This window comes from Neptuniibacter sp. 1_MG-2023, from assembly GCF_030547185.1.
In the GTDB taxonomy this organism is placed as follows: domain Bacteria; phylum Pseudomonadota; class Gammaproteobacteria; order Pseudomonadales; family Balneatricaceae; genus Neptuniibacter.
The window spans coordinates 12,721-25,130 of record NZ_JAUOQR010000003.1; the positions used below are offsets into that span (position 1 = coordinate 12,721).

Annotated in this window: 9 protein-coding genes; 8 read left to right on the forward strand and 1 reads right to left on the reverse strand. The window is 44.9% G+C overall.

What is annotated here, in order from left to right; genetic code table 11:
* Position 1 precedes the first annotated feature (1 nt).
* Both rpoA and rplQ read left to right on the forward strand, forming a co-directional pair.
* Positions 2 to 1,006, forward strand: coding sequence for a DNA-directed RNA polymerase subunit alpha (rpoA, locus tag Q4492_RS04610; protein ID WP_067862830.1), 1,005 nt, complete (start codon positions 2 to 4; stop codon positions 1,004 to 1,006).
* 38 nt (positions 1,007 to 1,044) lie between these two features.
* Positions 1,045 to 1,428 carry a 50S ribosomal protein L17 gene (gene rplQ, locus Q4492_RS04615; protein ID WP_303416086.1) on the forward strand — a complete coding sequence of 128 codons (384 nt, stop codon included), beginning with the start codon at positions 1,045 to 1,047 and terminating at the stop codon, positions 1,426 to 1,428.
* Between the two features lie 116 nt (positions 1,429 to 1,544).
* Here rplQ and uvrA read toward each other — a convergent pair whose 3' ends face one another.
* A complete protein-coding gene (gene uvrA, locus Q4492_RS04620) occupies positions 1,545 to 4,367 on the reverse strand; it encodes an excinuclease ABC subunit UvrA (RefSeq protein ID WP_303416087.1) in 2,823 nt (940 codons plus the stop codon).
* Between the two features lie 291 nt (positions 4,368 to 4,658).
* On the opposite strand from uvrA, the gene ssb reads away from it, so the two are divergent.
* From ssb to Q4492_RS04650, 6 genes are all read left to right on the forward strand, one after another.
* On the forward strand, positions 4,659 to 5,219 hold the full coding sequence (gene ssb, locus Q4492_RS04625; RefSeq protein ID WP_303416088.1) for a single-stranded DNA-binding protein: 561 nt from the start codon (positions 4,659 to 4,661) through the stop codon (positions 5,217 to 5,219).
* A gap of 271 nt (positions 5,220 to 5,490) precedes the next feature.
* Positions 5,491 to 7,233 (forward strand): sensor histidine kinase, encoded by a 1,743-nt coding sequence (locus tag Q4492_RS04630; protein ID WP_303416089.1) that lies wholly within the window; start codon positions 5,491 to 5,493, stop codon positions 7,231 to 7,233.
* A gap of 2 nt (positions 7,234 to 7,235) precedes the next feature.
* Positions 7,236 to 8,591, forward strand: a complete 1,356-nt coding sequence (locus tag Q4492_RS04635; protein ID WP_303416090.1) for a sigma-54 dependent transcriptional regulator — start codon at positions 7,236 to 7,238, stop codon at positions 8,589 to 8,591.
* Positions 8,588 to 9,832, forward strand: coding sequence for an ABC transporter substrate-binding protein (locus tag Q4492_RS04640; protein ID WP_303416091.1), 1,245 nt, complete (start codon positions 8,588 to 8,590; stop codon positions 9,830 to 9,832). Before Q4492_RS04635 ends, Q4492_RS04640 begins: the two co-directional genes overlap by 4 nt.
* Before the next feature lie 314 nt (positions 9,833 to 10,146).
* Positions 10,147 to 11,436 carry an ABC transporter substrate-binding protein gene (locus Q4492_RS04645; protein ID WP_303416093.1) on the forward strand — a complete coding sequence of 430 codons (1,290 nt, stop codon included), beginning with the start codon at positions 10,147 to 10,149 and terminating at the stop codon, positions 11,434 to 11,436.
* A gap of 77 nt (positions 11,437 to 11,513) precedes the next feature.
* On the forward strand, positions 11,514 to 12,410 hold the full coding sequence (locus Q4492_RS04650) for a branched-chain amino acid ABC transporter permease (protein WP_067983832.1): 897 nt from the start codon (positions 11,514 to 11,516) through the stop codon (positions 12,408 to 12,410).

Genomic DNA, 12,410 nt, shown 5'->3' on the forward strand with positions numbered 1-12,410 from the left:
TATGCAGCGTTCGGTAAATGAGTTTCTAAGTCCACGTCATATTGACGTACAAGAAATCAGCAAAACGCGTGCTAAGGTGACTCTTGAGCCACTTGAGCGTGGATTTGGCCATACGCTGGGCAATGCATTACGCCGTATTCTTTTATCTTCTATGCCGGGTTGTGCCGTAACGGAAGTAGAAATTGAAGGCGTATTGCATGAGTACAGCACAATTGAAGGTGTTCAGGAAGATGTGATTGAAATCCTCCTGAACCTTAAAGGGGTTTCTGTGTTGTTGCACAACAACGACGAAGTTACCCTGACTCTGAGCAAATCTGAAGCAGGTCCTGTGACTGCTGGTGATATTCAACTGAATCAGGATGTTGAAATTGCTAATCCGGACCATGTGATTGCTCACCTAAATGAAGGTGCGAGTCTTAACATGCAGCTGACTATTGGTCGTGGCCGTGGCTACGTTCCAGCAGACTCTCGTGTTTCTGAAGAAGAAGAGACTCGTGCAATCGGTCGTCTACAGCTGGATGCTACATTCAGTCCTGTACGTCGCGTTTCCTACGTAGTAGAAAGCGCACGTGTAGAGCAGCGTACTGACTTGGATAAACTGGTAATCGACATCGAATCTAACGGTACGATCGATCCAGAAGAAGCTATCCGTCGCGCAGCTACTATCTTGCAGCAGCAATTGATTGTATTTGTTGACCTTGAAGATGGTGCTGATCAGGCTAAGGATGTTCCAGAAGAACCGGAGATTGATCCAATTCTTCTGCGCCCTGTAGATGATCTGGAGTTGACTGTACGTTCCGCCAACTGTCTGAAAGCAGAACAGATTTACTATATTGGTGATCTGATTCAGCGCACAGAAGTTGAGCTGCTTAAGACTCCGAATTTAGGTAAGAAGTCGCTGACAGAAATTAAAGACGTTTTGGCATCAAAGGGCTTGTCTCTTGGTATGCGTCTTGAGAACTGGCCACCGGCTAGCCTTAAGAACGACGATAAAGTCGCTTCCTGATTCGGCGATAAAACTGACTAGTTTGGTAGGTATTTATCATGCGTCATCGTAAATCTGGTCGTAAGTTAGGTCGTACCAGTGCGCACCGCAAAGCCATGTTTAAAAACATGTCAGTTTCTTTGTTTGAGCACGAGTTGATTCGTACAACTCTGCCTAAAGCGAAAGAACTGCGCGGCTATGCTGAGCCACTGATTACTCTAGCTAAAAACGACACTGTTGCGAACCGCCGTTTGGCATTCGCACGTACTGGCAGCAAAGTTGCTGTTGGTAAACTGTTCAATGAACTAGGCCCGCGTTACAGCGCTCGTCCTGGCGGTTATGTTCGCATTCTAAAATGCGGCTTCCGTCCTGGTGACAACGCTCCGATGGCTTATGTTGAGCTAGTTGACCGTCCTGAAGCTTCTGCTGCGGATGAGTCATAAGATTAAGTTTTCTTGATCAAAAAAACCCGGCTTTTGCCGGGTTTTTTATTGCCTATACTGTCTGAAAAATAGGTGCTTTTATTCAAAGCGCCCAGAGGCGCTTATCAAATTCCCTTCTATTTAAGCATCGCTTGCAAAAAGTGTCCGGTGTAGGATTTTTTGTTTTTGGCTACATCTTCCGGTGTTCCCTCTGCGATGATGTAACCTCCTTTAATCCCGCCTTCTGGGCCTAAATCTACTATCCAATCGGCTGTTTTTATGACATCAAGATTGTGTTCAATAACGACAATCGTATTGCCGTGATCCCGTAAGCGGTTCAGCACATTAAGAAGCTGTTGGATATCATAAAAGTGAAGCCCTGTAGTTGGTTCGTCGAGTATATAGAGCGTCTGGCCTGTATCACGTTTTGATAGCTCTTTAGCTAATTTGATACGTTGGGCTTCGCCACCTGATAGTGTGGTGGCAGCCTGTCCTAAACGGATATAGGAGAGTCCTACATCGATCAAAGTTTGTAAGCGACGGGCTAGAGCGGGAATCGCGTCAAAAAATACACGTGCATCTTCAACGGTAAGGTCGAGCACTTCGTGTATATTTTTCCCTTTGTATTTTACTTCGAGGGTTTCACGGTTATAGCGTTTACCTTTACATACATCGCAAGGGACATAGATATCCGGTAGGAAATGCATCTCAACCTTAATAACACCATCACCTTGGCAAGCTTCACAGCGGCCGCCCTTAACATTGAAGCTAAACCTTCCTGGTTTATAACCGCGAGAACGGGCTTCTTGTGTGCCAGCAAAGAGTTCGCGTACCGGTGTAAATATGCCGGTATAAGTTGCTGGATTTGATCTTGGAGTACGACCTATAGGGCTTTGATCAATATCGATAACTTTATCGAAATGTTGTAGACCTTTAATACTCCTATGGGGGGCAGGATCCAGTGTTGTTGCGCGGTTTAGTTCTGTGGCAGCAATTGGATATAAGGTGTTATTAATTAGGGTCGACTTTCCTGAACCAGATACACCGGTAATGCATGTGAGTAGGCCTACAGGAATAGTTAGATTTACTTCATTTAAGTTATTCCCTGTTGCTCCTTCAAGTTCCAGTACTTTATCTGGATTATAGATTCCTCGTTTTTCTGGAATGGCTATTTTTCTGGTACCGCTAAGGTATTGGCCTGTGATTGAATCTGGATTGTTCATCACTTCTTCTGGTAGTCCCTGCGCGATAATCTCACCGCCATGCACACCCGCACCGGGGCCTACATCAATTACATAATCTGCTAGTCTAATCGCATCTTCGTCATGTTCGACTACAATAACGGTGTTTCCAAGATCTCTAAGGTGGATCAGAGTTTTAAGTAAACGTTCATTATCACGCTGATGTAGCCCTATAGAGGGTTCATCGAGGATGTACATTACACCCACTAGGCCTGCGCCAATTTGGCTCGCAAGTCTTATGCGTTGTGCTTCGCCGCCAGAAAGGGTGTCTGCGTTACGATCTAAAGAGAGGTATTCAAGACCTACGTTAACCAAGAAGCTTAAACGCTCTCGAATCTCTTTAAGTATTTTGTCTGCTATCTCCCCCTGCTTTCCTACTAATTCTAGTTGATTGAAATAATCTAAACTGTCGCCAATAGGTTTTTTTACTATCTGCGGTAATGTATGTTCATCAATAAAAACGTGACGAGCTTCTCTTCGTAAACGACTGCCATCACAGGAGGAGCAAGGTTGCATATTTAGATATTTAGCAAGGTCTTCACGAACGGTATCTGACTCTGTTTCTTTGTAGCGGCGCTGTAGATTATTGAGTACGCCTTCAAAAGGGTGGGCTTTATTAATAATATCGCCACGGTCATTCAGGTATTTAAATGTGACCGTCTCTTTACCTGTTCCTTCCAGAATCAGATCTTGATGCGCTGGTTTCAGCTTATTGAACGGTGTGTCCATATCAAAACCATATTGCTCTGCTACAGCTTTAAGCTGTTGGAAGTAATAAAGGCTTCTTCTATCCCAGCCTCTAATAGCACCTTCTGATAGGGTTAAACTGGCATCATGTACTACTTTGCTTTTATCAAAGTATTGCTTTACGCCTAAACCATCACAGCTTGGGCAAGCACCGTGAGGATTGTTAAAAGAGAATAAGCGGGGTTCTAATTCTTGAATGCTGTGGCCGCAGGTGGGACATGCGAAACGAGCTGAGAAGATCAGTTCATCTGTCTCATCTTCCATGTTAACTACTTTTGCAATGCCGTCAGTTAAATTGAGGGCGGTTTCAAAAGATTCTGATAAACGTGTTTGAAGATCGGGACGTACTTTAAAACGGTCTATAACAACTTCAATGTCATGTTTTTTGTTTTTATCTAATTCTGGCGCTGAATCTAAATCTACGACTATGCCATCGATGCGGGCACGGATAAAACCTTCCGCACGTAGGTTACTAATCGTGTGTAGCTGCTCACCTTTTCTGCCCTGAACTACAGGCGCTAGAAGCATAAGCTTAGTGCCTTCTTCTTTTTCAAGGACTTGGTCAACCATTTGGCTAATTGTTTGGGCCGCCAAAGGAAGATTGTGATCGGGGCAGCGCGGTTCGCCTGCGCGGGCAAAGAGTAGGCGTAAATAATCGTAGATCTCTGTGATAGTGCCTACTGTTGAGCGGGGGTTATGAGATGTTGATTTCTGCTCAATAGAGATTGCGGGTGATAGGCCTTCTATATGATCAACGTCGGGTTTTTCCATCATTGATAGGAATTGACGTGCATAAGTTGATAGTGACTCTACATATCGGCGCTGTCCCTCTGCATACAGAGTGTCGAAAGCAAGAGAAGACTTACCGGAACCTGAAAGGCCAGTGATCACGATTAACTTATCGCGTGGTATTTCAATATCAATGTTTTTCAGGTTATGGGTGCGAGCACCTTGGACCAGAATCTTATCCATGTATACGCCTGTTTTTATTCAGTGAATCAGTAACGGTGCAAACCACTTGTTACTGTGAGCTATTTAGCTAAATCTTACTCAATATTTACTCGCTTAGTGTATACCTAAGGTCAAGCAAACATATCATTATAAAGACTTTTGCGGTTGCCTGAAGCTCTATCTTTATTTCTATACAGATAGATAAATTATGATTACTGTTTGCTATGGGAGTTCAACTGATCGCGTGGTAAGCTTTGCTGTTATATGCGTAGCTTTTAGCATCTGACGCGAACAAAGATTTTGGAGAGAACAATGGCACGTGGTGTTAACAAAGTAATTTTGGTCGGTAATCTGGGCGGGGATCCAGAAGTACGTTATATGCCTAACGGTAATGCTGTCACTAACGTAACGATTGCAACGTCTGAATCATGGAAAGATAAACAGACAGGTCAGCAGCAAGAGCGTACAGAGTGGCACCGTGTTGTCTTTTTTAACCGCTTAGCTGAAATCGCCGGCGAGTACATGCGCAAAGGCGGTAAAGTTTATGTCGAAGGTGCTTTGCGAACGCGTAAATGGCAGGATCAAAGTGGCGCTGATCGTTATACGACTGAGATCGTCGCCAGCGAAATGCAGTTGCTTGATAGTCGTGGAGCTGGGGATGGCGGTGGTTATCAGCAGCAGCCGCAAGCGGGTGGTTATGCGCCTCAGCAGTCTGCACCGGCCCCTCAACAACCAGCATCTCAGCCTCAGTATGCGCCTCAGCAATCTAAACCTGCTCAGCGTCCTGCAGCGCCAGCGCCAGCGCCACAACCGGCTCCGGCACCGCAAGCCGCTCCTGGGTTTGATGACTTTGATGATGATATTCCGTTTTAGCGTTCCATAAATGTAAAATGTAAGGTTTTACATTGTGTGATTCCAAAAGGCCCTGCTATTGCGGGGCTTTTTGTTTTTTGCGTTGTAATTATTGCCTGATAGTCTTGAGCGGTTTTCGATCGCTCAAAGATGTGCTTTTGATCGTTTTTCGCTCATCACGCCTAAATGAGCTACTCTTATAAGCCTGTTCCTTTCTTTTTATGGCATGGTGTTATTCTTGCTTACACATTTGATCGATAAAAATAATATTGTCCAATAATAGGATATTTCTTTGAACAGTGATCATTCAGTAGTTCGGCATATAAGATCACAAGAAAGTGAAACGGCGACTGAAGTTGAAATGTTGCCCCATGGGGTTTCAAAAAATCGCCTCGCATCGAAATATTTATGGTTATCCCTTTTAGTTGCGCTAATCCCTTTGATTGGATTTGCGAGCCTGTACGATTCTTACTTCTCTCAATTAGTCACCCGCTTAACGGAAGAGCAACTGGCGACAAGGGTCGCAGCTACTCAAAATGAGTTTCGAGTTTTTATTCGTGAACGTAAGTTTGAAATTCAGGCATTGACGGATCAATTTGATAGTCCTGAATATTTTGTTCCTGAGGGGCGACAGAATATCTCATCTGAGCTTGAGAGCTTCCTGCGGCTGCAAGTGGATGCGAGAAGTGTCTATGGGGTTGTCTTTTTCGATGAGAAGGGTGAGGTTGCGTGGAGCTTTCCGGATAAGCGGGAAATAGGTTTAATCTCTAAGAATAATGTTTATGAGTTTGAAGGCGCAGAATTAATAGGTCCGTCAGCATACTCTATTGAGCGCCCTTCGGGCGTTGTTTTACGGACTTCGCGACAGTTGGATGTTAATACAGATCAAAAGGGCAGTATTGGTCTGGTTCTTCGATTCAATTCATTTACAGAGATATTGCGTGGTTTGGATCAGGGAACCACGTTTCGGGTTTTGCTACAGGCTGGGGATGGCAATACCTACGATGTGGTTGGCCAGCCGGTAAATGTTACTGAAAATTCGGTGCAAAAATTTAGTTTGCTACCGGGATGGTCGTTACATGTAATACAAGATCGAGAGTTGGTCATGTCGCCGGTTGAAAGGATGCGTTATTGGCTAATTATTCTGATGATATTCACCGTAGCCGGGTTATTTTGGCTGCATATGAGTATCTCTCGGCGTTTAAATCGACAAGTTGAAAGTCTGATTGATAGTGTTGAGCAGGTAGCTCTTGGTAATTTGGAAACGCCTGTTGCCCATGTTCAAGGGATGGAGATGCTGCGCCTTACCCAGTCGATTGAGCGAATGAGACTTCAATTGAAAAAATTCATTCGGTCGACTTTAGCTATAGAACGACAGGCGACCTTAGGCCAGCTAGCTGCAGGCCTAGCGCATGATATACGCAACCCCTTAACGACTATCCGCACAACTGTAGCAGCGCTCTCTCGGCGAGAAAAAAATCCAGAAAATAAAGAGATGATGAGCCTCGTTGAGGAAGAGATCGATCGTGTGAACGATGTGCTTGAAAATCTACTTAACTTTGCTCGACCTCGGGACCCTTTAGCAAGTCGAATCGATGCGAAGGAGCTACTTAGTAGTGTTGTCGCATTGGTTGGAGCATCTGCTCGCAATCAAAATATAGAGTTACGCATGCAGTGTCCTCCATCTATGTTTTTGATGGCCGATGAAGGGCATGTTCGGCAAGTATTAATGAATCTGTTATTGAATGCGCTCGAGGCGATGTCTGTTCAAGGTGATTTGATCGCACTGGATGGATGTCAAAAGGGTGCAGAAATTGCGTTATCTGTCCGAGATAATGGGCAAGGAATGCCAGAAGATATTTTGGCTCATATTATGGAGCCTTTCTATACAACGAAATCTGCCGGTACAGGGTTAGGGTTAGCGATTTGTAATACGCTGATTAAAAGTAATGGCGGGCGAATGAGCATTGAGAGTACCAAAGGTGAAGGCACAACGGTTACCGTGTTTTTACCTGTTGCAGAGGCTCAGGAGTAGTTATGAATAAGGCAATATCAGTTCTAGTTATTGATGATGAACGTAATTTAGTTCGTAGTATCAGTTTTTCCCTCCGTGATGAGGGGATGCTTGTCAGTGGAGCTTACACCGGTAACGAAGGGATAGAGCAAGCTAAAATATTAAACCCTGATGTTGTGTTATTAGATCTAGGCTTACCGGATATATCGGGTATAAAAGTGCTCGTACAACTGAGGGCACAGAACCCTGACCTTCCTGTCATTATGATTTCAGCCCATGGGGATACACGCTCGGCTGTTAAGGCGGTCAAAGAAGGGGCTATAGATTATATAACTAAACCGTTTGATATTGAGGAGTTGATCTTACTCATTCGTCGTAGCACTGAGCGTATTCGTATGCTGCGAGAGATCCGTTTTTTAAGAGAAAAAAGTACAGAAACGGGCCCTTTAGTGGGTAGTAGTAGAGAGATGACCGCCTTGCGTGATGCGATTGAGCGTGTTGGGCAAAGTTCGGGAAAAACCGTGTTGATAACGGGGCCTTCTGGTACAGGTAAAGCGCTAGTGGCGCGCGCGTTACATGATGTTCGCTTTACTGATGCACCCTTTATTGAAGTGAACTGTGCAGCACTGCCGGAACAATTGATTGAGGCTGAGTTGTTTGGTGCGGAGCGGGGCGCCTATACGGGTGCGAATCAGCGTCGCGCAGGTTTGATCGATCTAGCAGACGGCGGTACGTTATTTTTAGATGAAATTGGTGAAATTCCTCTTCATCTGCAAGCCAAATTGCTGAGTTTCTTAGAAAACCGTAATTATCGTCCCGTTGGCGCAGGCCGTGAACGGCAGGCGAATGTATTTGTAGTGGCTGCTACTAACTGTAATTTAAAAGCGAATGTCGAGGCCGGTACTTTTAGAGCCGATCTATTTTATCGTTTAAATGTATTACCTGTAGATATTCCGGGTCTGTCTGAGCGGGATCGAGATGTGACTTTATTGGTTGCCCACTTTAGTGAACTGTTTGCGCGTCAGGAGCATTGCGAGCCGATTGAGCTCGATGATGAGGTACTTAGTGTGCTTGAGAAATATGATTGGCCGGGCAATATTCGAGAGTTAAAAAATCTGATGGAGCGATTAACGATCCTCTATTCTGGTCAACGTATTACGGTCAAGATGCTTCCGGCAGAGTTTGATGAAGGTTCACGTATAGCGCCAGTGGTTAAAGATGATTATCGTGAGGCTGTTGAGGATCATGAGCGGCAGTTGATTTTAGACGCACTTAAAGAGTCTGATTGGCGGAAAGGGTTAGCAGCCGAGAAATTAGGTATCTCTCGTCATGCACTCAAGCGAAGAATACAGCGCTTAAATCTGGAGAATGGGGAATGATGCTCAGGCTTATCTGTGTTTGTTTGTTACTCATTAGCCGAGTCGAAGCTGGGGAGTTGGTATTGGGTGCATCGAAGGCTGATGCTCAAGCTAGCGTAGGCTGTCTTTTTCCTATGGGGGGGCGAGGAGGTATTTATGGGCAAGATAGTGTTATAGGTATTAAACTCGCGTTCGAGCGTTTACAGCAACCCCCTTTATCGTATCCGCCTATTCGCGTGTTGGTGGCAGATAGTAGTTCTAAGGCATCAAAGGCAGCGCGTCAGGTGCGGGATTTCGTTCGAAAAGACGGTGTACGTTTTATTTGTGGTGTCGTGAATTCGTCTATAGCTTTACAAGTGGCGGAAGTGGCTGAAGAGGAAAAAATCTTCTTTATTGGGACTGACCATGCATCCTCAAAGTTAACGAGTGGAAAGGCCCGAGATTACTATTTTCGTGTCAGTAATAATGCTCAGCAATCGATGCAGGCTGCGGCACTCTATATTAAGAAAAAATTTAATAAGGGTGCGCGTGCTAAGCCCTTACGTCTTGCCTATATAGGTCCGGACTATGACTATGGCTATCAGGCATGGAGAGACTTACGAGATCGGCTTGATTATGAAGGTGTTAATTATCAAGTTGAAACTGTTCTTTGGCCTAAGCTTTATGAACCCGATTACTCCTCTTACCTCAGAGCACTTGTTGATAAGAAAGTTGATTTAGTCGTCAATGCTCTTTGGGGTGGAGATCTGGTTGCATTCATTCAGCAGGCGAATCAAACAACACTGTTTAAGCATGCTCGTTTCGCTAATTTTGATACGGGTGGTAATTATGAAGTGTTGGCCGCATTAGGTGAGGATATGCCTGCGGGGCTTATTTTATCGTCGAGGCATCATAATAACTGGCCGGAAACAGATTATAATAAATGGTTTGTTGAACGCTTCCATAAATTAACAGGGCGTTATCCCTCTTACGCAGCGGAGGGAGCGTATTCCGGTATTTTAGCTATCTCTGAAGCGCTGCGTTTAGCCGGGCCTGAAGCGAGTGATGAAGATATAAGGGAGGCTTTTAGTTCTTTACGACTTAAGCTGCCGGAAGACCCTGATGGTTTTGTTTCATTTATGAATCCACTTAATCACCAATTACAGCAGGTTATAGCGATAGGTGAAACTATACCTGATCGCCGTTTTTTGCCCGCCCGAATGATGCTAGGTAATTGGATGATTTATCATCCTAATTTGTCAGAACAGACTGAGCCCAAGTAGTTCTGTTGTTGGGACTTATTCCGATTTCTTTGTGTTCTATCCGTCTTTTGTACGTCTCTCCATTAGCCTTTGTTTGATCGGTAGCGTCTTTTTAGGCGCTCATGATTGAGCGGTTAACGATCGGTAGCTTGTTGCTGTGATCGTGCTGCCCCTTTTTATTTATAAAATTTCCTTTTTAAACAAATGGTTAGATGTTTTGTTTTTTCTTGGCACATGGCTTGCTCAATCCTGTCGAGTAGTGCAGTGAATGGGCGCGCATAAGCCGCTCATTTTATTCACAACCATAACGATAAGAATGAAAAGGCGAAAAAATAATGTTTATACCATTTGCTAAAAAGTCTGCTTTAGTGGGGTTACTTGTAGCCTCAGCCGTTGCTCAGCCTGTTCTGGCTGCTGATGAATACAAATTAGGTTTGGTTACTTTTCTTTCTGGCGGTGCTGCCGGACCTTTTGGTGTACCAGCGCAGAACGCTGCGAACCTTTTATTAGAAACGTTGAATGAAGGGGCCTTACCTGCGCCGTATAACGCTAAAGGGATTAATGGTCGTACCATTAAACCTATCTATGTAGATGAAGCTGGTGGTGCGACTAAGCAATCTTCAGAATATCGCAACTTGGTTGAGCGTCAAGGTGTTGATGCGGTTGTGGGTTATATCTCATCAGGGGATTGCCTAGCGGTACCTGCGGTTGCAGAAGAGCTAAAAACCCTAACGGTATTGTTTGACTGTGGTACGCCTCGTGTATTTGAAGATAACTCATTTAAATACGTTTTCCGTACGGGTCCGACAACAACGATGGATAGCGTAGCTGCGTCCTACTATATCAAAGATATTTTCCCTAATTTGAAAGCGGTATCTGGTATTAACCAGAACTACTCGTTTGGACATGAGTCTTGGGCTGATTTTTACGGTTCATTAAAAGGTCTGCAGGCTGATATTGATGTGCCAACTAAGCAGTTCCCTAAAATATATGCAGGCCAGTATGGCGCAGAAATTTCTGCACTGATGGTGAATTCAGCTGACGTGATTCATTCCTCTTTCTGGGGTGGTGATATGGAAGCCTTCCTACTTCAGGGTGCTGCACGTGGTTTGTTTGAAGATCAAACAGCCTTACTGACAACCGGTGAAAGTGCGATGTACCGTTTGTCTGATCAGATCCCTGAAGGCACGATTTTAGGCGGCCGTGGTCCATTTGGTATTTATGCACCGGATAATGCGCTGAACCGTTGGTTCCGTGATGCTTACAGTAAACGTTTCGGCACTCAGCCAACCTACCCTGCTTATAAAATGGTGCAAGGTATTCTTGGTTTGAAACTTGCGACAGAGCAAGCAGCGGCTAAGGTTTCTGGCCAGCCGACGACTGAAGATGTTGTGTCCGCGTTTGAGTACCTTGAATATGAAGGTCCGGGCGGCAAGGTTTCTATGAATATGGGTAAAGGCCATCAGGCAAGCATGGAAATGGTCTATGGCCGTTATGCACTTAAAGATGGTAAACCTGCTGTAACTGATGTTCGTCGCTATGCGGCTGAATGTGTTAACCCTTCCGATAATATGCCTGCCAATGAGTGGATTGAAAAAGGTATGCCTGGCGCTAAATGTAACTAAATGCGCATCCGACAAGCTAGCATCACGCTGGCTTGTCTTTTTTTTGCCCTTTTTTTTGTAAATCTGGAGCGTTGCTCATGAAATTGGTAATTGCGATGTTGATGGATGGCGTTATTTACGCCTCCTGGCTTTTTGTAATCGCAGCCGGCCTAACTCTCATCTACGGTGTGATGAGAATTCTTAATATGGCCCATGGTAGTTTTTATGCCATTGGTGCTTACGGCGGTGCCTCGCTGGTGGGGTTTTATTTAGCGGGTGGTTATCCACCGTGGGGAGCTTATTTTATGCTGCTAGGGGCTGCCCTCATTGGCGGAACCATAGTAGGACTTCTGATCGAGCGCGGTCTGTTAAGGATGATGTACGGTCGTGACGAAGTGGTCATGATTCTAGTGACCTATGCGATTTTATTAATACTGGAAGATGTTATTAAGCTGATTTGGGGCGTTGATGCGTATTTTGCTTATCAGCCATATACCCTTTTAGGACGAACAAAGCTGGCGGGCTTGTCGTTTGCAAATTATGACATCTTGTTGATTTTTGTATCAGCACTGATCTGTTTTGTACTTTGGTGGGGACTGAATAGAACCCGCAAAGGTAAGTTGCTACAAGCGGTTATTCATGATCGTGATACGGCTGCTTTCCTCGGTATTAACGTCACACGTATGTTTACAGTTACTTTTGTTATTGGTGCTGTTTTAGGTGCGTTGGCGGGTGCATTGACGGCGCCAGGCATCTCCGTTATGCCGGGCATTGGTGTTGAAGTTATTATTTTGGCGTTTGCTGTGGTGGTAATTGGCGGCTTAGGCAGTGTAGGGGGCGCATTACTGGGTGCCTTAATTGTTGGGCTGGCCCGCTCTGCGGCGGTACATCTTTACCCTGATGCTGAGTTGTTTGTTATTTATGGTGTGATGGGGTTAGTACTTGCGTTCCGTCCTCAGGGCCTCTTTGCCATTGCTACCGCGAGGAAAATTTAA